A 19841-nucleotide genomic window follows, 5' to 3' on the forward strand; every position below is an offset into this window, starting at 1 on the left:
GCCAAATGTCCAAACGTGCAAACCAAAGAGGAAGCACAATGACGACTGCCAAGGATGTCCTGAAAATGATCAAGGAGAACGACGTGAAGTACGTCGATCTCCGCTTCACCGACCCGCGTGGCAAGTGGCAGCACGTCACCTTCGACATCACCATGATCGACGAAGAGATCTTCGCCGAAGGCACCATGTTCGACGGTTCCTCGATCGCTGGCTGGAAGGCCATCAACGAGTCCGACATGCTCCTGATGCTCGACCCGTCGACCGCCCAGATCGACCCCTTCTTCGCCGAGACGACCATGTCGATCGTCTGCGACGTGCTCGAGCCGACCACCGGCGAGCCCTATGGTCGCGACCCGCGCGGCATGGCCAAGAAGGCCGAGGCCTATCTGAAGGCCTCGAAGATCGGCGACACCATCTTCGTCGGCCCGGAAGCCGAGTTCTTCGTGTTCGACGACGTGAAGTTCTCCGCCGAGCCCTACCACACCGGCTTCAAGGTCGATTCCTCCGAGCTGCCGACCAACGGCTACACGGATTATGAAGGCGGCAACCTCGGCCACCGCGTCCGCGTCAAGGGCGGCTATTTCCCGGTTCCGCCGGTCGACAGCCTCCAGGACATGCGCGGCGAAATGCTCGCCTCCATGGCCAAGATGGGCGTCAAGGTCGAGAAGCATCACCACGAGGTCGCTTCCGCCCAGCACGAGCTCGGCATGAAGTTCGACACGCTGACGCACATGGCCGACCAGATGCAGATCTACAAGTACTGCATCCATCAGGTCGCCAACATCTACGGCAAGACCGCCACCTTCATGCCGAAGCCGGTCTTCGGCGACAACGGCTCGGGCATGCACGTGCACCAGTCGATCTGGAAGGGCGGCAAGCCGGTGTTCGCCGGCAACAAGTATGCCGACCTGAGCCAGGAATGCCTCTGGTACATCGGCGGCATCATCAAGCACGCCAAGGCACTGAACGCCTTCACCAACCCGTCGACCAACTCCTACAAGCGTCTGGTCCCGGGCTATGAAGCGCCGGTTCTGCTGGCCTATTCGGCCCGCAACCGCTCGGCCTCCTGCCGTATTCCGTGGACGGCAAACCCGAAGGCCAAGCGCGTCGAGGTCCGCTTCCCCGATCCGACCGCCAATCCGTACCTCGCCTTCGCGGCGATGCTGATGGCCGGCATCGACGGCATCACCAACAAGATCGATCCGGGCGCTGCCATGGACAAGGATCTGTACGATCTGCCGCCGAAGGAGCTGAAGAAGATCCCGACGGTGTGCGGCTCGCTGCGCGAGGCTCTCCAGAACCTCGACAAGGATCGCGCGTTCCTGAAGGCCGGCGGCGTGTTCAACGACGACTTCATCGACAGCTATATCGAGCTGAAGATGACCGAGGTCATGCGTTTCGAAATGACCCCGCACCCGGTCGAGTACGACATGTACTACTCGGTCTGAGGCTCCTGGGGCGGCGTTCGCGCCGCCTCATCCTTGGCCAGCCAAGCCTTTCGCGCGGCACTCGCGCCAAACGAGCTTCCTCCCAACCGCGAGATGTCGTGGTCACCTTCTCCAACGGGCGCCCTCGGGTGCCCGTTTTTCTTTGGGTGGGCGCGTCAACGGGTTGGCGGCGCGGTCCGGCGCTTCAATCATCGATCCCAAGGCTTGCGAAGGTTCCTCTCCATCGGGCAGGCTGAACACCGAAGCGCCAGGCGCATGCCGACCAAGGGGTCTCGAATGCAAATCCGTGGCATGTCCGGCCCCGCGGCCATGATGATCGCCCTGGCCTGGACGAGCTCGGTTCAGGCCCAGCAGCCCTGCGAGCCACGCCCTGTGCCGCAGGCCCGCATCGAGGCCGGGGCACCGCTGCCCTCGCTCGCCCCGATGCCGCGCGATGCGCGCAGCGCGAGCATCGATCACGCCACGCGCCGCCTGACCTTCGCCACGGCATGTTCCGGCGCGGACCTGGTGCGCTTCTACCGCGTCACGATGAACCACCTGCAATGGCACGAGCCGAGCGGCATGCAGGAACGGCGGAGCGAAATCCGCATGGAGTTTCAGCGTGGCCGCCAGGCCATACAGATCGCCATCCGGCCGGAGCCCGCGGGCTCCCAGGTCATCGTCGAGCAGGCCGACGGTGTTGTGGCACCGGACGCGGCCCAGAGCGCCGCGGTCGCGGTTGCGCCAACGCCCCCACCCGCACCCCAGGAACAGGCCAATGGACTGACCGCCAAGGCCGTGAACGGCCTCGTCATCCCGCAGCCGAGCCGCGGCGAAGGTCAGGGGAGCGGCCTTGCGACCTATGTGACCGCCCGCGTTCCGGCCACCACCGCCGACATCGCGGCCTTCTACCGCCGGGAACTGATCGGCCGCGGCTGGAAGGAGGAACCCGGTGCGACCTTGACCGAAACCCATGGCCGTATCCGCTTCACGACCTCCGACGGGCCCGGGCTTCTGACGCTCGAGCACAGCAGGGCGACCGGCCTCACCGACATCAGGCTGCGCGTCGTCCGCGAGCGTCTCGCGCGCGACAATGCCATGATGATCGTTCCTGGCCGGGCCGTCGTGCTGTTCGGCAATGAAACGGACCGCCCCGCCGCGTTCGAGATTGCAGGCCGGACCATTCAGGTTCGCCCGGGCATCGTCCCGGGACTGGGCGCGCCCGAGACCCACCGGCCGCCGAGCCTTGAGCTCGCCCCCGGCCCCCACAGGCTGACCCTCCGGCGCCCCGGCCAGCCGGCTGTCGAGATTTTCGTGGTTCTGGATGAGGATTCGCCCTGGGGCGTGATCGCCAAGCGCGACGGCCTCGAGGCTCTTCCGGCCTATTGAGGCTTCGGTCTGGATCCTACGCAATCCACACGGTGGGATCAGCCCTGATCCCAGTCGGGTTTGACAGACCCTCGGGCCAGTCATCCTATTGTCGCCATGAGCCCCCGCAGAGGGGCCAGGAAACGACATCTGGAGGACGACCCCATGCTGAACCGCCGTGTTCTGCTGCAGCTGCCGCTTGTTCCAGCCATGGCTGGCCTTGCCGCCCCGGCCCATGCCCAGGCCCCCTACCCGTCACAGACCATCAAGATCGTCGTGCCGGCAACGCCCGGCGGCGCCATCGACATCATCGCCCGCAATGTCGCCGACAAGCTGCAGACGTCGCTGCGTCAATCCGTTGTGGTGGAGAACCGGCCGGGAGCGGCCAACAATCTCGGCACGGATGTCGTCGCGAAGAGCCCGCCGGACGGCTACACGCTGGTGATCGTCGCCTCCAGCCACGCCACCAACAAGCATCTCTACAAGAGCCTGCCCTATGACCCGGTCGGCGATTTCGCGCCGATCGTGTTCACCCACGTCGTGCCGCTGGTGCTCGCCATCCACCCGTCCGTGCCGGCGAAAACGGTTCCGGAACTGGTCGCCTGGATCAAGGCCAATCCGCAGGCGACCTTCGCCTCATCCGGCAAGGGCAGTTCGCTGCACATGGCGGCCGAGCTGTTCAAGTCGATGACCGGCACCACCATGCTGCATGTGCCCTATCGTGGCTCCACGGCGGCCCATGGCGACCTCCTGTCGGGCCGCACCCACATGATCTTTGACACGATCTCCGCGATCCTGCCGCATGTGCAGTCGGGCGGCGTGCGCGCGCTCGCCGTCACCACCACCACGCGCTCGCCGTCGCTGCCGGAAATCCCGACCATGGCGGAGACCGGCCTTGCCGGTTACGACGCCAATACCTGGGGCGGCATTCTGGCGCCCAAGGGCACACCGGCCGAGATCGTGACGAAGCTCAATGGCGCGATCAATGCCGCGCTCGCAGCCGACGACGTGAAGGCCAAGCTGACCGTGCTGGGCATCGAGATTCAGGGCGGCACGCCCGAGCGCTTCGCCAGCTATATCCAGGCGGAAATCGACAAATGGGGCAAGGTGGTCGCGCAGGCAGGCATCCAGCCGGACTGACCGGCATTGGCTGTCAGAGCACCAGGAAAGCGCCGGCCAGCGCACCCGTGATCAACCAGGCGCCGACGCGGCCCAGCGTCCACGCGGGATCCTTCTCGTCGCCTGGCAGGACCAGACCTGTCTCTTCCGGATCGATACAGCCGAGCGCAAGCCCCGCCCGTTCGGCGGCGCGCATCAGCTTGGCGAGATCCGCCTCGACATTGACCAGACCCAGTACGCGGTCCATCGGCTCACTCCTTGTTCCGACGCCTGCGACCCCCTTTCGTCAGAATACGCACTGTCGCGTAAACGATCTGTTGAGACCCTGCCGATTCGTGCGGGCGGATGCGTCTTGTCACCGATCTGTTGCAGCTGGCGGGCAGTTTCTAGACTGAGCCCTCAAATCCGGTTCCAGGGACCGAAACCATGTCCGACACCATGCCCGCCAATACCCGCTCCAAGGCTGCCGAGGCCAATGAGGACCAGGGGTCGAGCCCCGCCGGCAATCCGACCATCGGCGACATCATCGCCGAGCGCTTCTCGCGCCGCGACCTGATCAAGGGCGTGCTCGGCGTCGGTGCGATCACCGCGACGCTCGGGCCGGATGCGTTGAAGGCGGAAGGCCGCTCGACCACGCCATCCTTCGCCTTCGAGGAACTGTCTTCCACCCCCACCGAGCACGCCGAAGTGGCCAATGGCTACAATGCCCAGGTGCTGATGCGCTGGGGCGATCCGGTTCTGTCAGGAGCCCCAGCCTTCGATCCCGCGGCCCAGACCTCCGCCGCCCAGGCCCGCCAGTTCGGCTACAACAACGATTATCTCGGCTATTTCCCGGTTCCGGGTGCCGCCGAGCCTGGCCGCCACGGCCTGCTTTGCGTCAATCACGAATATACCAACGAGGAACTGATGTTCCCCGGACTCGGCGTGCAGGATGCGCGCGCCAAGCGTCAGGGCCGCGAGCCCTTCGCCTCGATGACGCCGGAACTCGTGGCGATCGAGATGATGGCCCATGGCGGAACGGTGATCGAGGTGAAGCGCGAGGGCGAGACCTGGCAGGTGGTGGCCAATTCCCGCTATGCCCGCCGCATCACCGCCGAGACCGAGATGGAGATCACCGGCCCGGCGGCCGGCCACCCCCGCATGCAGACCAATGCCGACCCGACCGGCCGCAAGGTTCTGGGCATGCTCAACAATTGCGCCGGCGGCCGCACGCCCTGGGGCACCTGGGTGACCTGCGAGGAGAACATCAACGGCTATTTCTCCGGCACCCGCACGCCCGACCATCCGGAGGCCCGCAATTATCAGCGCATGGGCATTCCAGGCCGCTGGATGAACTGGGGCGACTATCACGAGCGTTTCGACATCAACAAGGAGCCGAACGAGGCCAACCGCTTCGGCTGGGTGGTGGAGATCGACCCCTTCGATCCGAATTCCGTGCCGAAGAAGCGCACCGCCATCGGCCGCTTCAAGCACGAGGGCGCAGCCGGCATCACCGCCAAGGGCGGCCAGTATGTGCTCTATGCCGGCGACGACCAGCGGTTCGACTATGTCTACAAGTTCGTCACCGCAGGCACCGTGTCGGGTGACCGCATCCGCGACAAGGACCTGCTGGACGCGGGCACGCTCCATGTCGCCCGCTACAATGCCGACGGCACCGGCGACTGGCTGCGTCTCGTTCATGGCGAGGGGCCGCTGACCGCTGCCAACGGCTTCAACAGCCAGGCCGATGTGGTGATCGAGGCGCGCCGCGCCTCCGACCTCCTTGGCGCCACCCGCATGGACCGGCCCGAGGATGTCGAGGCGAACCCGCAGACCGACAAGGTCTATGTCATGCTGACCAACAACAACCAGCGCAAGGACGATCAGGTCAACGCCGCCAATCCGCGTTCCGACAACCGTTTCGGCCACATCATCGAGATGCTGCCAGATGGTCGCGACCACGCCTCAACGCGGTTCACCTGGGACATCCTGGTGCGCTGCGGCGACCCCTCGATCGCAGCCGTCGGCGCGACCTTCAATCCGGCGACCACCAAGGACGGCTGGTTCGGCATGCCCGACAATTGCGCCATCGACGCCGAAGGCCGGCTGTGGGTGACCACCGACGGCAACATGCCGCACAAGACCGGCCGTAATGATGGTGTCTGGGCCATGGAGACCGAGGGCGCCGCGCGCGGCACGTCGAAACTGTTCTTCAAGGTGCCCTTCGGCGCCGAAATGTGCGGGCCAGAATTCACCCCGGATGGCGAGACCTTCTTCGTCGCGGTCCAGCATCCCGGCGAAAGCGACGACGAGAACCCGAACGCGCCGCCGGCAACCTTCGAGAACCCGGCCACCCGCTGGCCGGACTTCAAGCCCGATACCCCGCCGCGGCCGTCGATCGTCGCGATCACGCGCAAGGGCGGCGGGCGCATCGCGGTGTGAGAGGGGCTGCGGGCGGAAGATCGGCACTTTCTCGGCCCCGCTCCCTCCATACCTCATCCTGAGGTGCGAGGGAGCGTCAGCGACCGAGCCTCGAAGGATCGGCCTGCGCAGGCGGGATGCAAAGAGGTCCTTCGAGGCTCGCTGACGCTCGCATCTCAGGATGAGGAGCGGCGGGATGGGGCCTGGGAAGAATCCCCCCACCGAGGCGGTCCCTCACCCTAGCGCCAGCAGCATCCCCGTCAGATCGCCGTCGGCCTTGAGCAGCCCGTCCAGCACCGAGAAATGGTGCGCGCCACCGATCGGCTTGAGATCACCCGGTGCTCCCGCCCGCGTCCTGAGCGCATGAAACCCGACGGAATTGGCCACCAGCGCCGGCAGTTCCTCCGCGCCATAGGTGATGGTCAGCGGTTTCATCACCACGGGACGGCGCTGCGGCGACAGATCCGCAATCTCGGAGAGCTCGAGCTTCAGCTTCTCGTCGAGATAGGTGTCGCGCAGCGGCGCCAGTTCGAAAATGCCGGAAATCGCCAGCCCCGCCTTCACCGCAGGATGCGCCAGCGTCACGGCGGCGAGATGCCCACCGGCCGACCAGCCCGCCACGACCAGCGGCCCCCTGACGCCATGGGCTGGCCCATGAGCCTGGAGCCAGTCGAGCGCCGCCTCGCACTCGGCGACGATCTCGCGCAGGCTGGCCTCGGGTGCCAACGTGTAGCCGGGGATCGCCACCGACCAGCCATGCGCTCTCACCCCCTCGCCGAGATTGGCGAACATCTCGCGCGAATTGCGCATCCAGTAGCCGCCATGGAAATAGACGAGGCATGGCGCCTCCGGGTTGGTGCCGGGAAAGAGATCGATCTTCGTGCGTTCGCCCGGGCCATAGGGCAGATCCATGGTGGCGGCATGGCGCGCGCGGATCACCGCCGACTGCTCGGTCCAGCGCGCGAAAGTCTCGGTCCAGGAGGGCACTGCCGCCCCATTGTTGTAGGCGGCATCGCGGAAATCCTGGGCAACGGGCGTATCGAGCGACATGGCAGGGTCCTGTGGTCACCGGCACCCGGCTCAGCAGTGGAGACCGGGGCGCGTGGCCTATCTTTCGGGGTGATTCTCGGATTGACTGAATCATCCGGTGCGCCAGCTTGCCTCGCCCGCCTGGCCCATGTCCACGAACCCGTCCGGACATGCAATTGGGACGCGATCATTCACATGTCTGGTTTCGATGAAGCTGCCTATATTGAAACCGTCAAACGTTCCTTCCCGCCCAGACTTCGCCAGTTCCTGAACATCGACTGCCCGATCAAGATCGTCGACATCGGCGCCAATCCGATTGATGGCCCTGCTCCCTATGCGCCCTTGCTGGCGGGCGGCCAGACGACGGTGGTTGGTTTCGAGCCAAATCTGGAGGCGCTTGCCAAGCTCAATCAGGTGAAGGGCCCCGGCGAAACCTATCTGCCCCACGCGGTGGCCGATGGGCAGCGCCACACGCTCCATCATTGCGCCATGCCCGGGCTGACTTCCCTGCTGGAGCCCAATCCGGCGATCTTCTCGCTGTTCTCCCAGTTCACCGCCTGGTCCAAGGTCACGCGCCGGGAGGAAGTCGACACGGTCCGGCTGGACGATGTGAACGAGACGGCCGGCCTCGATCTGCTCAAGATCGATATCCAGGGCGGCGAGCTGATGGTGTTCCAGAACGGCCTGTCGCGGCTGCAAAGCGGGCTGGTTGTTCACACCGAAGTGGAATTCCTGCCGCAATATCACGGCCAGCCGCTGTTCTCGGAAATCGAGATGTGCCTGAGGGCGCAGGGCTACATGATCCACAAACTCGAACCGCTGGTCACCCGCGACTACGCGCCGATCCTGCTCGGCAAGGACCCCTATACCGGCCACAGCCAGGTGTTCTGGGCCGATGCCATCTTCATCCGCGACGTCACCCGTCTCGACCTCCTGACCGACGATCAGATCCTGCGCATGGCGGTCATCGTCTACGACTGCTACCGCTCGGTCGATCTCGCTCTTCTGCTGCTGCGCGAATATGACCGGCGAACCGCCAAGGGCTATGGCGACCGCCTGTTCCAGGTGCTCCGCCCGTTGGTCTCGAACCAGTAAGGCCAGGCCTGCTCAGCGCGGCAGGACGACACGGATCTCGGCGACATCGCGGACATGGCGCGGACCGGGCCTGAGGTCGGCAAAGGCCCTGAGGCTGAAGGCCCCTTCCCGCGCCGGATTGGCGCGGCCGTTCTCGCCGGTGATCAGCAGCACGCGGCTGCCGCCCGACGTGATGAACAGTTCGCCCCACGAAAAGCTCGCGCGATAACCGTCCTTCGCGGTGATCATGATGGTGGCGGCGCGCAGGCCATGGCGATCGAGCCGGGCGATGCCCTGCGCCTCCAGAAGCTTGGCCAGTTCCACACCGCGATAAACGATGGAGATGCGCTCGGTTCCGGTGGCCCCGCTGACTTCGCGGCTGTCGGTGATCTCGGTGGTGCCCAGCGCCTCGATGGCGGCGATATCGAGCATGATCGGTTGGTCGGCAATGCCGACCAGCGAGAGTGTCTGCGCCGTCGCGGGGGCCGCCAGGGCAAGCGCCAGCATGATGGTGAGGGCTGACAGGGCTCGGCGCATGGGACATTCTCCTGGACCCGGACGATAGCTCCAGCGGTGCCAGCCGACAACGACGACGCTCTGCCGGACATGAAAAAGCCGGGCGCAGGGCCCGGCTTTTCCGAAAATCCGCAGAGTGAAGCGAAATCAGCGCTTCGAGAACTGGAAGGAACGACGGGCCTTGGCCTTGCCGTACTTCTTGCGCTCGACCACGCGGCTGTCGCGGGTGAGGAAGCCTTCCTTCTTCAGCGCGCCGCGCAGATCCGGCTCGTAATAGGTCAGAGCCTTGGAAATGCCGTGGCGCACCGCGCCGGCCTGGCCCGAAAGACCGCCGCCGGCAACCGTGACATTGATGTCGTACTGGGTGTCGCGACCGACCAGAACCAGCGGCTGGCGCAGGATCATGCGCAGCACCGGACGGGCGAAATAGACTTCCAGCGTGCGGTCGTTGACGGTGATCTTGCCGGAACCCGGCTTCACCCAGACGCGGGCAACCGCATCTTTGCGCTTGCCGGTGGCATAGGCGCGGCCGAGCTTGTCGAGCTTCTGCACATGGCGCGGAGCATCGGGCGTGGCCGGCTTGAGGGAAGCGAGGCCCTCGAGGGACGAGACGGTCTCGGCCATGGTCAGATCCTCACATTCTTCGAGTTCATGACACCGACGTCGAGAGCGACCGGCATCTGCGCCTCATGGGGGTGCTTGTCGCCGGCATAGACGCGCAGGTTCGACATCTGCTTGCGGCCGAGCGGGCCACGGGGAACCATGCGCTCAACGGCCTTTTCCACGATACGCTCGGGGAACTTGCCGTCGCGGATGGTCTTGGCGACGCGCGCCTTGATGCCGCCGGCATAACCGGTGTGATGGTAATAGGTCTTCTGGTCCCACTTGCGGCCGGTGAGAACCACCTTGTCCGCATTGATGATGATGATGTTGTCACCGCAATCGACATGGGGGGTATAGGTGGCCTTGTGCTTGCCGCGCAGGCGCATCGCCACGATCGTCGCGAGACGGCCCACAACCAGGCCCTTCGCGTCGATCACAACCCACTTCTTGTCGACCTCGGCGGGCTTCGCCACATAGGTCTTCATGATGGTCTCACTTGAATTTCGAGAGATCGGAACCCGTGGACCACAGGTCCCCGCGTTGAGGTGGCAGGCTATAGGCGATGGCGCGCGCAGCGTCAACGTGCGCGCACCGCAAAAATCATCGATATTTCAACAGCTTATAAAATAGGTATTTTAATACCCTCTGCATTGGGCTGATTTTGCAAGGACTTGGGACCTCTGCTGGCCTTGGCGTGCCCGCATCTTCAGTCCCGCATCGTGTCGAGCGTCGCCCTGAGGTCGCTCAGCGGCTCCACGAGCGCCGCCAGCGCATCCGGACCGACAGCTGCGGCCATGTGGGCCAGTCTGGGTTGAAGCCTGACAATGCAGTCGGCATGCAGGGCCCGACCGGCGTCGGTGATGGCGACGAGGCGCCCTCGCCCATCCGCCGCATCGGCCTCGATCGCCACCAGCCCCTTGCTCTCCAGCCGTTGCAGCGTCGAGGTCATCGTCGCTTTCGTCACCTGGAACGCCCGGGCGAGATCGGTCGGCCGCCTCAGGCCCCCAAGCCGCACGAAATGATTGAGCACCGTGAACTGGGCCAGCGTCATGCCCTGCGGCATGGCGCGCTCGAAGGCGGTCGTCGCGAGCTGGCTGATGATGCCGATCTCGTTGAGGACCCGGAAGGCGATGGCGGAGGCGGCGGGAGGCTTGTCGGTCATGCCTGGCGAATGCGGGTCGCCGCCGCCCAGCGCGGCGTTTCGTCAACGGCCGGACCGTAACCCAAGCGCGCCAGCATGTGCAGCCTTTTCGGGCTGGCAATCGCGACAGCCTCCTCCACCTTCGCCTTGGCACCCGCCATTTCCGGGAACTCCTGCAGCGCCTGGCTGACCGGCTGCATCGAGAGCCCGAGACCGGTCGCGGCCAGATTGGCCCGGAGATAGGCGCGCCCCGCTGCCAGTTCGCCGGCACGGCCGCCATCGTTTGCCACGACGATCAGATAGGCCGGCGTTGCCGCCAGCATGGCGCGATACATGTCCTGCCCCTGCCGGAACGCCGAGGAGGTGGGATCGATCATCTGTGCCCGTGTGAGCTGGCCGGTCAGCGCCAATCCCTCAAGAAAGAGCCCGCCAAGCGAAATGCCATCGGGATTGGCCTCGATCTCGCTGCGCCCGATCCGCATCAGGTCGACGCTCTCCTTGTGGGTGCGGGCGGTCGCCGATTCGATCCCCCAGGCCTCCCAGGTGAGCGCGCGCAGACGCTCGACCTGCACGGCATCGCCAAGGCCGACCACCGCGACATCGCCAGTCGACAGACGCGCCAGCTCCGCGAGCGCTGCGGCGGGAACCGCCCGGTCGAGATCATAGGGCCGCTTGGTCGAGCGGCGGGCCTTCACATGTGCGAACAAGGGATCAACCCGCAGGCCCGCCTCGCGAACCATGCGGAAATCGGCGACCGGCCGCTGGTCGAGGCGCGGCTGTGGCTCGCCCTCCGGGAACGGGACCACGTCCAGGCGATAGCCGAGCGCCGAGGCGGCGAGGCTCGCCAGTTCCGTGAAACAGCCAAGACCGATGACGATCTGGCGGTCGAACGGATCGGTGTGCGGCAACCTGCGGTCAAGATCGCAGAACAGGCGCATCCGATCCTCGCCGATCAGTTCGACGATCCAGGGCTGACGATTGTGCGGATTGGGGGCGAGAATCGCATGTTCGACGACGTAGCGGCGCGGATCATTGCGCGATAGGCCCGCCTGCTCCCAGGGCAACAAGGCCGCGGCCGGGCGGCGGGTAGCCGCAAAGGCGCCAAGACCGGCGACAACAGACAGGCCGGCAAGGCCACCGGACACGAGGAAGAGACGACGGTTCATCGGAAAACTCCCATTTGGTTTGATGTCGTACTATTGAATAAGACATCAAACCAAAAGGCGTCAAGTCATTTGATATCGAACTTTCTCGTGAGCAGCTGAACCGCAATCAGCCCGGCGCCGTAACAGCCCTGTCACCCAGAGAGCGTCGATGCCTGTCGGATCACCCATTCTGCCCCTTGCACTGCTGCAGAACGACGGATGCGCTGTCGTGGTCGGCAGCCAGGGCGCGATCGGCGGCGCATTGCTTGCGCGCCTGGCTGTCGGAGCGCGGCCAGGTTCGATCATCGGCCTGCACCGCGCGTCCAGCCCGCCCCTGGACCTCCTGGACGAAGCCTCGATTGCTCGCACCGCGTCTCATGTCGCCAGCATCGGAATGCCCGTCCGCCTCGTCATCGATGCGACCGGCTTCTTGCATGGCGGGGGCTTCCTGCCGGAAAAGGCGCTGAACCAGATCGATCCCGTCCATATGGCCAGGGCCTTCGCGATCAATGCCATCGGGCCGGCTCTGCTGATGAAGCACCTCTTGCCGCTGCTCAGCCCCGATGGCCGCTCGGTCTTCGCGACGCTCTCGGCCAAGGTCGGCAGCATCGGCGACAACCAGCTCGGCGGCTGGTACGCCTATCGCGCGTCGAAGGCGGCCTTGAACCAGCTGGTCCACACCGCCGCCATCGAACTGAAGCGCCGCAAGCCTCAGGCGATCTGCGTGGCGCTCCATCCCGGCACCGTCGATAGCGGCTTGTCCCAGCCTTTCGGCAAGGCGGGCCTGGATGTCCAGACACCGGATCAGGCCGCTGAACGCCTGCTGGCCGTGATCGACGGCCTGACGCCGGCCCAGTCCGGCGGCTTTTTCGACTATCGCGGCGAGGTCCTGCCATGGTGACGGCAACACATGACAGCATGGCCGAGGCGCCGACGCTGACCGTCTTCTATGACGGCTCCTGCCCGCTCTGCATCCGCGAGATCGGCTTCTACCGTCGACGTCAGGGCGCGAATGCCGTCGCCTGGGTCGATGTCAGCCAGGCAGCCTCCGATGTCGCGCCGGGCCTGTCCTGCAGCGCAGCCATGGCGCGGTTTCATGTCCGGCGCCCCGACGGCACCCTGGTCAGCGGCGGCCGCGCCTTTGCCGAACTCTGGGCGGTGCTGCCAGCCTTTGCCTGGATCGGCCGATTTTTCCGCTCGGGCCCGCTGGGCGCGCTGCTGGATCTCGCCTATCGCGCCTTCCTGCCGCTCCGCCCTCGCCTGCAGCGGCTGGCGCGCCGCCAGGGCTGATCGTCACCTGTCCGGCGGGATCGAATAGGTTCCCGTCGCATGGGCCACGAGATCGTCGGGCGCGCCATCCGACCAGATCGCCACCTCGCCCACCGCCAGCCGGCGGCCGAGCTTGATCAGCCGGCATTCGGCGATGAGGTCCTTCTGCTCCGGCTTCTTCAGGAAATTGACGTTGAGATTGGTGGTCACCGCCAGCGCCACCGGCCCGATGGAGGCGAGGATCGCCACATAGAGCCCGGTATCGGCGAGCGTCATCATGGTGGGACCGGAAATCGTGCCGCCAGGGCGAAGCTGGCTGTGGTGATAGCGGCAGCGCATGCGCGCGAAGCGATGGGCCACCGCCTCCACCACATAGATATTGGCGGCGCCGAACACCTGCGGGAACTCGCGTTCGAGAAAGCTCTCCATCTCGACGGCGGTCATTTTCGGGGGGATTGTCGTCATGTCGGACATCGGCACCGGATTCGGCTGGCCGCCGTTCGGCTGCCTTGAAGCGCCGACGATAGCGGGCCAAGGTCGCGCCCGTCCCTCTTGCGAATGACGGATGTCATGTCCCCTGCCCCTGCTGTCCCTCTGGCCGCCGCCAAGCCGGCTCCTTTGACCCGCGTCGACGATGCCGGCGTCACGACGCTGACGCTCGATGATCCCTCAAGCCGCAACAGCCTGTCGGAGGAGATGCTGGCGGCGCTGGGCGAGACGTTTCGCGCCATCGCAGCCGACCGCTCGGTGCGCGCCGTCGTGCTCGCCGCCACGGGCCCGGTCTTCTCGTCCGGCCACAATCTGAAGCAGATGACCGCCCGCCGCGCCGATGCCGATCGGGGTCGCGCCTATTTCGCTCAAGTCATGGACGCCTGCGCCGCCGTCATGCAGCAGATCGTGGCGCTCCCCCAGCCGGTGATCGCCGCCGTCCAGGGCACCGCGACCGCCGCCGGCTGCCAGCTGGTCGCGACTTGCGATCTCGCGGTCGCCTCCGCGAAGGCGCAGTTCTGCACGCCCGGCGTCCATATCGGCCTGTTCTGCTCGACCCCCATGGTGGCCCTGTCCCGCAATGTCACGCCCAAGCACGCGATGGAAATGCTGCTGCTGGGCGAGATGGTGCCGGCCGACGAAGCTTTCCGCATGGGCCTCATCAACCGCGTCGTGCCGGCCGGCGAGGAACTGGCGGCGGCGCAAAGCCTCGCTCGCACCATCGCGTCGAAATCGACACTGACCGTCGCGACGGGAAAGAAGACCTTCTATGCCCAGCGCGAGATGGCGCTCGGCGATGCCTATCGCTATGCCGCCGCCGTGATGGTCGACAACATGCTGGCCCGCGACGCCGAGGAAGGCATCGCCGCCACCATCGAGAAGCGCCCGGCGCACTGGGAGGACCGGTGAACCACGACAGCTATTCCAACGATTACATCCGAGGCATCCTCTCTTCAGTGAAGACCGTGGCGATGATCGGCGCCTCGGCCAACGAGGCCCGCCCGAGCTTCTTCGTGCTGAAATACCTGCTCGACCGTGGCTATCGCGTCTTCCCGATCAATCCCGGACAGGCGGGGCGCGAGGTGCTGGGCTGCACGTTTCTCGCTTCCCTGAAGGACGTGCCGGAGCCGATCGACATGGTCGACATCTTCCGCAACTCGGAGGCTGCCGGCGCGGTGGTCGACGAGGCGCTGGCGCTCTCGCCGCTTCCGAAGGTGATCTGGATGCAGCTCACAGTGCGCAACGATGAGGCCGCCGCCCGCGCCGAAGCCGCCGGCATCAAGGTCGTCATGGACCGCTGCCCGAAGATCGAGCTCGGGCGCCTCTCGTCGGAAATCGCCTGGATGGGCGTCAACTCGCGCACCATCTCGTCGAAGCGCGCACCGCAGCTCAAGGAAGGAAAGTTCCAGAAACTGGGCCTCAGACCGACCTTTGGTTCCAGAAAAGCGGACGAGTAGAAAATCCTATTCGCTTGACGAGCAACCGTATCGTTCTTTAAAACGAACAGACTGTTCGTAAAAAAGTCGCCGATCAGCCGGCGCCAGGAGGAAACCATGTCCGACCGCGTTCCCGGCTTTTCGACGCTGGCCATCCATGCCGGCGCCCAGCCCGATCCGACCACCGGCGCCCGCGCCACGCCGATCTACCAGACCTCGTCCTTCGTCTTCGACGATGTCGATCACGCGGCCGCGCTGTTCGGCCTTCAGGCCTTCGGCAACATCTATACCCGCATCGGCAACCCGACCAATGCCGTTCTGGAAGAGCGCGTGGCAGCGCTTGAGGGCGGCACGGCGGCGCTGGCGGTGGCCTCAGGCCATGCCGCCGAATTCCTGGTCATGCATGCCCTGATGCAGCCAGGCGACGAGTTCGTCGCCTCGAAGAAGCTCTATGGCGGCTCGATCAACCAGTTCAACCATTCCTACAAGAACTTCGACTGGCGCGTGGTCTGGGCCGATCCGGACGATGTCGCGAGTTTCGAGGCCGCGATCACGCCGAAGACCAAGGCGATCTTCATCGAGAGCATCGCCAATCCGGCGGGCTCGATCACCGATATCGCGGCCATTGCGGCGATCGCCAAGCGCCACGGCATCCCGCTGATCGTCGACAACACGCTGGCCTCGCCCTATCTGATCCGCCCGTTCGAGCACGGCGCCGACATCATCGTCCATTCCGCCACCAAGTTCCTCGGTGGCCACGGCAATTCGATCGCCGGCATCATCGTCGATGGCGGCACGTTCGACTGGTCGAAGTCCGGCCGCTATCCCATGCTGTCGGCGCCGCGCCCGGAATATGGCGGCATCGTCCTGCACGAGACCTTCGGCAATTTCGCCTTTGCCATCGCCTGCCGGGTTCTGGGCCTGCGCGATCTCGGGCCCGCGCTCTCGCCGTTCAACGCCTTCATGATCCTCACCGGCATCGAGACCCTGCCACTTCGCATGAAGCAGCACTGCGGCAATGCGCTGAAGGTGGCGGAATGGCTGTCGAAGCACCCGAAGGTCGAGTGGGTCAACTATCCGGGCCTGCCTGGCCATGCGCAACACGCGCTGGCGCAGAAATATTGCCCGAATGGCGCAGGCGCCGTCTTCACATTCGGCCTCAAGGGCGGCTATGAGGCCGGCGTGAAGCTCGTCTCCGAGGTGAAGCTGTTCTCCCACCTCGCCAATGTCGGCGACACCCGCTCGCTGATCATCCACCCGGCCTCCACCACGCACCGGCAGATCTCGGACGACCAGAAGCGCGCCTCGGGCGCTGGGCCGGAAGTGGTACGCCTGTCGATCGGCATCGAGGATTCAGACGACATCATCGCCGATCTCGAGGAATCGCTCGCGGCGGTGTGAGGTTTCGAGGAATTGCGTGCGAGCGCACCAGCAAGGCCGGGCTGATCTTCACCTCTCCCCGTTGGGGAGAGGTCGGCGCTTGCATAGCGAGAGGCGAACGCATCTCGCGTTCGCTCGATGCTATGGGCGCCGGGTGAGGGGGCGAGTTGATGCCGGAGAGAGTGATCCCCCTCTCCCGCCCTCGGCTACGCCTCGGTCGACCTCTCCCCAACGGGGCGAGGTGAAGCATTCCGCTTCCGGTACGCGTGCGCTACCTCGATCAACAGCTTGATCATCGGCTGCGAGGACGCCCTATTCAGCCGGAACCGGCCGCACGAAACGGCTGGGCTCCACAGCCCCGCCTCCCCGCGTCGCGCCGTGCATATGCGCGACCGCATGACCAAGCACCAGCAGCGCGAAGCCCTGGTGCAGCAGACCCGCCCAGAGCGGCACGACCAGCATGAGCGTCGCGATCCCGATTACCGCCTGCGCCACGACCAGCCCGAACAGGACCACCGCCCCCTTGGCGAAGGCCGATCCGCGGGCCGTCCACATGTGCCAGAAGGCCAGCGCCAGCAGCCCATAGGCGACGAGCCGGTGGTTGAACTGGGTCAGCGCCAGCGAGTCGATGAAGGCCTCCGCAATTGTCGGCCGGTCGAACAGGATCCCGGCCGGCGGAATGAGGCTGCCATCCATCAGCGGCCAATCGTTGAAGCGCAGACCCGCCCGATTGCCCGCCACCAGCGCGCCCAGCATGATCTGCACGAGAATGGTGACGAACAGCGCGATCGCCCCTGCTCTGACAATTGGCGGGGCGGTCTCACGTGCGCGGGGGGGCATCAGTCTCAGCGCCACCCAGAGCAGCGCGCACAGGATCAGGCAGGCGAGCACCAGATGCGTCATCAGCTTGACCGGGGCCACCGCCACCATGCCCGGCTTGAGGCCGGATGCCACCATGATCCAGCCGACCAGTCCCTGAAGGCCGATCATCAGGCCGATGCCGAAGGTCACAGCCGCGAGCCGGCCACGGAGCCAGCCTCGCGCCACGAAGAACAGCCAGGGCAGCAGCATCGCAGCCCCGATCAGCCGCCCGAGGAACCGATGGCCCCATTCCCACCAGAAGATGAACTGGAAATCAGCCAGGCTCATGCCCTGGTTGATCGCCTGATATTGCGGGCTTGCCCGGTATTTGGCGAATTCCTCCAGCCAATGGGCATGGCTGAGCGGCGGCAGAGAGCCCGTCACCGGCTTCCATTCGGTGATCGACAGGCCGGAATCGGTCAGCCGCGTGGCGCCACCGACCACCACCATGACGAAGACCAGGGCTGCGACAGCGAGGAGCCAGATCCGGATGGCCCGATCATGGTTCGCCGCGGCAGAAAGACTGGAACCGGCCGTCATGCGGCAATCCCTCGGCTTGTGAAGCACATGGGCGGAGAGATATAGACCAGCCCGGTGCCCGGCAAGGCGGCATCCTGTCCACGGAAATGGTCCCATGCGCATTCGCACCCGCAAGCTGATCGGCACGTTCCTCCTGATCGGTTGGGTGATCTTCTATGCGCTGATGGTGATGGCCACGATGTACAAGCCGGCGCGCGCCTTCGGCCTGATCGGCGAGCCGCTGTTCTACGCTCTGGCTGGTTTTGCCTGGATCCCGGTCGCCATGCTGATCATCTGGTGGATGGCACGCCCGGATCCCCAGGACGCCGCCTGACACGCCCCTGATCAACCAAGGAGGCCGAAAATGGCCCATCCCGCTCCGACCATCGTTCGCGATGTCGCATCCCTGCGCGCGCTGACCGCGATCTACCGGGCGGAAGGGCGGCCGGTGGCGCTGGTGCCGACCATGGGCGCGCTGCACGCCGGCCACGTGTCGCTTGTGAGCATGGCCCAAGCGCGCGGCGCGCGGGTCATTGTCTCGATTTTCGTCAACCCGACGCAATTCGGACCGAGCGAGGATTTCTCCAAATATCCCCGAACGTTCGACAGCGATCTTGCCAAGCTGGCCGAGGCCGGCGCCGACGCCGTCTATGCCCCAACCGTTGAGATCATGTACCCGCCGGGCGCCGCAACGATTGTGAAGGTGGCCGGCCCTGCGACCGCCGGGCTGGACGACGTGTCGCGCCCATTCCACTTCGACGGCGTCGCCACCATCGTGGCAAAACTGTTCACGCAAGCCAGGCCGGATCTGGCCATTTTCGGCGAGAAGGACTTCCAGCAGCTCGCCGTTGTCAGGCGCATGGCGGCCGACCTCGATCTCGGCGTCGACGTGATCGGGGCACCCACCCTGCGCGATCCCGACGGCCTCGCCCTGTCGTCGCGCAATGTCTACCTGACGCCGTCCGACCGTGCGATCGCACCCGCCCTCCACCGGGTGATGCAGGAGGCGGCGGCCGCGATCCGTTCGGGAACGGACGCAGAGGCGGCGCTGGAGACAGCGCGCACAGCGATCCGGTCCGCCGGTTTCGTACTCGACTATCTGGAACTGCGCGATGCCGCCGATCTCGGCATGCCCCGGCCGGATGAGCCCATGCGCCTGCTGGTGGCGGCCACGCTCGGCGAGACACGGCTGATCGACAACATCGCGGTGTGATCGGCAGAGGCAGAAACGAATCCGGGATTAGGGACTTGGAATGGCTTCCGGATTCGGAGTGTGAAGGTCTGAACCAGCCGATCTCCGCCGCTGGCGACTGATAAGCTTGAATGCCCCCGCACGCGCGACGTCACCCCCGGGGAGGCCGCAGGCCGAGGGAAGGGGGTCCAGGAAATGGATGGTTTGGAACCAGGAAGGGAAGTCTGGATCCCCTTCCCTCGCTTCGCTCGCCGGGGATGACGTTCAGAGCAATGGGCGCCGATGCCGCTGACGGAAACGCCCACAAATCGTCATGCCCGCCCTTGTGGCGGGCATCCACGCCTTTCATCTCCGCGGGTCGGCAGCAGAAGTCGTGGATGGCCGGGACAAGCCCGGCCATGACGGATGCATGAGACCTCAAGCTGTCGCGCTGCGATCGCTTCAGCTCAGAGCAACCCCAGCTCCGCCAATTGCGTCGCGAGCTCCGGCGGCATGCCCTTGGTTTGGCCGGTCCCGAGATCGGGCGGCGCATCCTTGGTCTCGAAATAGCGCCAGCCCTGGAACGGGCCCCGGCGGCGCGGCTCGGTGCGCACGATCACCGGCTCGAGCAAAAGGTCGCAGCGCGAAATCCCCTCGTCATCGGTAAACGGGCGAATGCCGATGAGCCGCTGACGGCACAGGATCTGCCCCTTGATCACCCAATAGAGCGAGCCCTCGCCGATCAGTTCATCGGCTCTTTTGGGCTGCATCCGGGTCGTATGGACCTGTTCGCCATAGGTCTTGATGCGCCAGTCGACCCATTGCTGGAGATCGTCGATCGAATCCGCACCGACACAGAGCTTGATGAGATTGAGTGCCATGGGCGGCATTCTA

At 65.5% G+C, this 19841-nt stretch carries 22 protein-coding genes; 12 read left to right on the plus strand and 10 right to left on the minus strand.

All coding sequences use genetic code 11. The features are described 5' to 3' along the window. The first annotated feature begins 38 nt into the window (after positions 1 to 38). The 3 genes from glnA to E8L99_RS19070 all read left to right on the plus strand — a co-directional run bounded on the left by glnA (position 39) and on the right by E8L99_RS19070 (position 3935). Positions 39 to 1448: a type I glutamate--ammonia ligase gene (gene glnA, locus E8L99_RS19060; protein ID WP_137101029.1), complete on the plus strand. Its 1410-nt coding sequence runs from the start codon at positions 39 to 41 to the stop codon at positions 1446 to 1448. A gap of 291 nt (positions 1449 to 1739) precedes the next feature. Next, positions 1740 to 2816 (plus strand): hypothetical protein, encoded by a 1077-nt coding sequence (locus tag E8L99_RS19065; protein WP_137101030.1) that lies wholly within the window; start codon positions 1740 to 1742, stop codon positions 2814 to 2816. 144 nt (positions 2817 to 2960) lie between these two features. Beyond that, complete coding sequence (locus E8L99_RS19070) at positions 2961 to 3935, plus strand: Bug family tripartite tricarboxylate transporter substrate binding protein (RefSeq protein ID WP_210421776.1); 975 nt, start codon at positions 2961 to 2963, stop codon at positions 3933 to 3935. A 13-nt stretch (positions 3936 to 3948) separates the two neighbouring features. On the opposite strand, the gene E8L99_RS19075 is transcribed toward E8L99_RS19070, so the two are convergent. Next, the gene (locus E8L99_RS19075; RefSeq protein ID WP_137101031.1) at positions 3949 to 4161 is read right to left on the minus strand and encodes a hypothetical protein; all 213 of its coding nucleotides are present in this window, start codon (positions 4159 to 4161) and stop codon (positions 3949 to 3951) included. 179 nt (positions 4162 to 4340) lie between these two features. Here E8L99_RS19075 and E8L99_RS19080 point away from each other — a divergent pair, with 179 nt between their 5' ends. Further along, positions 4341 to 6335 carry a PhoX family protein gene (locus E8L99_RS19080; protein WP_137101032.1) on the plus strand — a complete coding sequence of 665 codons (1995 nt, stop codon included), beginning with the start codon at positions 4341 to 4343 and terminating at the stop codon, positions 6333 to 6335. A gap of 213 nt (positions 6336 to 6548) precedes the next feature. Here the strand turns inward: E8L99_RS19080 and E8L99_RS19085 are convergent, their stop codons facing one another. Further along, positions 6549 to 7364 carry an alpha/beta hydrolase gene (locus E8L99_RS19085; RefSeq protein ID WP_137101033.1) on the minus strand — a complete coding sequence of 272 codons (816 nt, stop codon included), beginning with the start codon at positions 7362 to 7364 and terminating at the stop codon, positions 6549 to 6551. Positions 7365 to 7538: 174 nt separating this feature from the next. Between E8L99_RS19085 and E8L99_RS19090 the strand changes: the two genes are divergently transcribed. Further along, the gene (locus E8L99_RS19090) at positions 7539 to 8438 is read left to right on the plus strand and encodes an FkbM family methyltransferase (RefSeq protein WP_168201733.1); all 900 of its coding nucleotides are present in this window, start codon (positions 7539 to 7541) and stop codon (positions 8436 to 8438) included. Between the two features lie 12 nt (positions 8439 to 8450). Here E8L99_RS19090 and E8L99_RS19095 read toward each other — a convergent pair whose 3' ends face one another. From E8L99_RS19095 to E8L99_RS19115, 5 genes are all read right to left on the minus strand, one after another. Next, complete coding sequence (locus E8L99_RS19095) at positions 8451 to 8954, minus strand: molybdopterin-binding protein (RefSeq protein WP_137101035.1); 504 nt, start codon at positions 8952 to 8954, stop codon at positions 8451 to 8453. A 126-nt stretch (positions 8955 to 9080) separates the two neighbouring features. Next, the gene (rpsI, locus tag E8L99_RS19100; protein WP_137101036.1) at positions 9081 to 9557 is read right to left on the minus strand and encodes a 30S ribosomal protein S9; all 477 of its coding nucleotides are present in this window, start codon (positions 9555 to 9557) and stop codon (positions 9081 to 9083) included. Positions 9558 to 9559: 2 nt separating this feature from the next. After that, on the minus strand, positions 9560 to 10021 hold the full coding sequence (gene rplM, locus E8L99_RS19105) for a 50S ribosomal protein L13 (protein WP_137101037.1): 462 nt from the start codon (positions 10019 to 10021) through the stop codon (positions 9560 to 9562). A 221-nt stretch (positions 10022 to 10242) separates the two neighbouring features. Further along, positions 10243 to 10698, minus strand: coding sequence for a MarR family winged helix-turn-helix transcriptional regulator (locus tag E8L99_RS19110; RefSeq protein WP_137101038.1), 456 nt, complete (start codon positions 10696 to 10698; stop codon positions 10243 to 10245). After that, positions 10695 to 11843: an Acg family FMN-binding oxidoreductase gene (locus E8L99_RS19115; protein WP_137101039.1), complete on the minus strand. Its 1149-nt coding sequence runs from the start codon at positions 11841 to 11843 to the stop codon at positions 10695 to 10697. The genes E8L99_RS19110 and E8L99_RS19115 overlap by 4 nt, the downstream gene beginning before the upstream one ends. 148 nt (positions 11844 to 11991) lie before the next feature. On the opposite strand from E8L99_RS19115, the gene E8L99_RS19120 reads away from it, so the two are divergent. Both E8L99_RS19120 and E8L99_RS19125 read left to right on the plus strand, forming a co-directional pair. Next, positions 11992 to 12723 carry an SDR family oxidoreductase gene (locus E8L99_RS19120; RefSeq protein WP_137101040.1) on the plus strand — a complete coding sequence of 244 codons (732 nt, stop codon included), beginning with the start codon at positions 11992 to 11994 and terminating at the stop codon, positions 12721 to 12723. After that, positions 12717 to 13112 (plus strand): thiol-disulfide oxidoreductase DCC family protein, encoded by a 396-nt coding sequence (locus E8L99_RS19125; RefSeq protein WP_137101041.1) that lies wholly within the window; start codon positions 12717 to 12719, stop codon positions 13110 to 13112. Before E8L99_RS19120 ends, E8L99_RS19125 begins: the two co-directional genes overlap by 7 nt. Positions 13113 to 13115: 3 nt before the next feature. On the opposite strand, the gene E8L99_RS19130 is transcribed toward E8L99_RS19125, so the two are convergent. Beyond that, positions 13116 to 13556 carry a PaaI family thioesterase gene (locus E8L99_RS19130; RefSeq protein WP_137101042.1) on the minus strand — a complete coding sequence of 147 codons (441 nt, stop codon included), beginning with the start codon at positions 13554 to 13556 and terminating at the stop codon, positions 13116 to 13118. Positions 13557 to 13661: 105 nt separating this feature from the next. Here E8L99_RS19130 and E8L99_RS19135 point away from each other — a divergent pair, with 105 nt between their 5' ends. From E8L99_RS19135 to E8L99_RS19145, 3 genes are all read left to right on the plus strand, one after another. Further along, complete coding sequence (locus E8L99_RS19135) at positions 13662 to 14489, plus strand: enoyl-CoA hydratase (RefSeq protein WP_137101043.1); 828 nt, start codon at positions 13662 to 13664, stop codon at positions 14487 to 14489. Further along, complete coding sequence (locus E8L99_RS19140; RefSeq protein WP_137101044.1) at positions 14486 to 15037, plus strand: CoA-binding protein; 552 nt, start codon at positions 14486 to 14488, stop codon at positions 15035 to 15037. The genes E8L99_RS19135 and E8L99_RS19140 overlap by 4 nt, the downstream gene beginning before the upstream one ends. A gap of 96 nt (positions 15038 to 15133) precedes the next feature. Next, the gene (locus E8L99_RS19145) at positions 15134 to 16417 is read left to right on the plus strand and encodes an O-acetylhomoserine aminocarboxypropyltransferase (protein ID WP_137101045.1); all 1284 of its coding nucleotides are present in this window, start codon (positions 15134 to 15136) and stop codon (positions 16415 to 16417) included. A gap of 291 nt (positions 16418 to 16708) precedes the next feature. Here E8L99_RS19145 and E8L99_RS19150 read toward each other — a convergent pair whose 3' ends face one another. Further along, positions 16709 to 17797 (minus strand): COX15/CtaA family protein, encoded by a 1089-nt coding sequence (locus E8L99_RS19150; protein WP_137101046.1) that lies wholly within the window; start codon positions 17795 to 17797, stop codon positions 16709 to 16711. A 94-nt stretch (positions 17798 to 17891) separates the two neighbouring features. Here E8L99_RS19150 and E8L99_RS19155 point away from each other — a divergent pair, with 94 nt between their 5' ends. Continuing rightward, positions 17892 to 18110: a DUF2842 domain-containing protein gene (locus tag E8L99_RS19155; RefSeq protein WP_137101047.1), complete on the plus strand. Its 219-nt coding sequence runs from the start codon at positions 17892 to 17894 to the stop codon at positions 18108 to 18110. A gap of 30 nt (positions 18111 to 18140) precedes the next feature. Next, a complete protein-coding gene (panC, locus tag E8L99_RS19160; protein WP_137101048.1) occupies positions 18141 to 18989 on the plus strand; it encodes a pantoate--beta-alanine ligase in 849 nt (282 codons plus the stop codon). Between the two features lie 425 nt (positions 18990 to 19414). On the opposite strand, the gene E8L99_RS19170 is transcribed toward panC, so the two are convergent. Beyond that, a complete protein-coding gene (locus E8L99_RS19170) occupies positions 19415 to 19828 on the minus strand; it encodes a DUF1489 family protein (RefSeq protein ID WP_137101050.1) in 414 nt (137 codons plus the stop codon). Between the last annotated feature and the right edge of the window lie 13 nt (positions 19829 to 19841).

The organism is Phreatobacter aquaticus, from assembly GCF_005160265.1.
Taxonomy (GTDB): domain Bacteria; phylum Pseudomonadota; class Alphaproteobacteria; order Rhizobiales; family Phreatobacteraceae; genus Phreatobacter; species Phreatobacter aquaticus.

Bases quoted from the DNA above. Each gene is read 5' to 3' on its own strand.
- E8L99_RS19110 (WP_137101038.1), bottom strand. From the start codon at position 10,698: ATGACCGACAAGCCTCCCGCCGCCTCCGCCATCGCCTTCCGGGTCCTC.
- E8L99_RS19080 (WP_137101032.1), top strand. From the start codon at position 4,341: ATGTCCGACACCATGCCCGCCAATACCCGCTCCAAGGCTGCCGAGGCC.
- rplM (WP_137101037.1), bottom strand. From the start codon at position 10,021: ATGAAGACCTATGTGGCGAAGCCCGCCGAGGTCGACAAGAAGTGGGTT.
- E8L99_RS19150 (WP_137101046.1), bottom strand. From the start codon at position 17,797: ATGACGGCCGGTTCCAGTCTTTCTGCCGCGGCGAACCATGATCGGGCC.
- E8L99_RS19145 (WP_137101045.1), top strand. From the start codon at position 15,134: ATGTCCGACCGCGTTCCCGGCTTTTCGACGCTGGCCATCCATGCCGGC.
- E8L99_RS19130 (WP_137101042.1), bottom strand. From the start codon at position 13,556: ATGACGACAATCCCCCCGAAAATGACCGCCGTCGAGATGGAGAGCTTT.
- E8L99_RS19065 (WP_137101030.1), top strand. From the start codon at position 1,740: ATGTCCGGCCCCGCGGCCATGATGATCGCCCTGGCCTGGACGAGCTCG.
- E8L99_RS19125 (WP_137101041.1), top strand. From the start codon at position 12,717: ATGGTGACGGCAACACATGACAGCATGGCCGAGGCGCCGACGCTGACC.
- E8L99_RS19170 (WP_137101050.1), bottom strand. From the start codon at position 19,828: ATGGCACTCAATCTCATCAAGCTCTGTGTCGGTGCGGATTCGATCGAC.
- E8L99_RS19120 (WP_137101040.1), top strand. From the start codon at position 11,992: ATGCCTGTCGGATCACCCATTCTGCCCCTTGCACTGCTGCAGAACGAC.
- E8L99_RS19095 (WP_137101035.1), bottom strand. From the start codon at position 8,954: ATGCGCCGAGCCCTGTCAGCCCTCACCATCATGCTGGCGCTTGCCCTG.
- panC (WP_137101048.1), top strand. From the start codon at position 18,141: ATGGCCCATCCCGCTCCGACCATCGTTCGCGATGTCGCATCCCTGCGC.
- E8L99_RS19070 (WP_210421776.1), top strand. From the start codon at position 2,961: ATGCTGAACCGCCGTGTTCTGCTGCAGCTGCCGCTTGTTCCAGCCATG.
- E8L99_RS19135 (WP_137101043.1), top strand. From the start codon at position 13,662: ATGTCCCCTGCCCCTGCTGTCCCTCTGGCCGCCGCCAAGCCGGCTCCT.
- E8L99_RS19115 (WP_137101039.1), bottom strand. From the start codon at position 11,843: ATGAACCGTCGTCTCTTCCTCGTGTCCGGTGGCCTTGCCGGCCTGTCT.
- glnA (WP_137101029.1), top strand. From the start codon at position 39: ATGACGACTGCCAAGGATGTCCTGAAAATGATCAAGGAGAACGACGTG.
- rpsI (WP_137101036.1), bottom strand. From the start codon at position 9,557: ATGGCCGAGACCGTCTCGTCCCTCGAGGGCCTCGCTTCCCTCAAGCCG.
- E8L99_RS19075 (WP_137101031.1), bottom strand. From the start codon at position 4,161: ATGGACCGCGTACTGGGTCTGGTCAATGTCGAGGCGGATCTCGCCAAG.
- E8L99_RS19090 (WP_168201733.1), top strand. From the start codon at position 7,539: ATGTCTGGTTTCGATGAAGCTGCCTATATTGAAACCGTCAAACGTTCC.
- E8L99_RS19085 (WP_137101033.1), bottom strand. From the start codon at position 7,364: ATGTCGCTCGATACGCCCGTTGCCCAGGATTTCCGCGATGCCGCCTAC.
- E8L99_RS19155 (WP_137101047.1), top strand. From the start codon at position 17,892: ATGCGCATTCGCACCCGCAAGCTGATCGGCACGTTCCTCCTGATCGGT.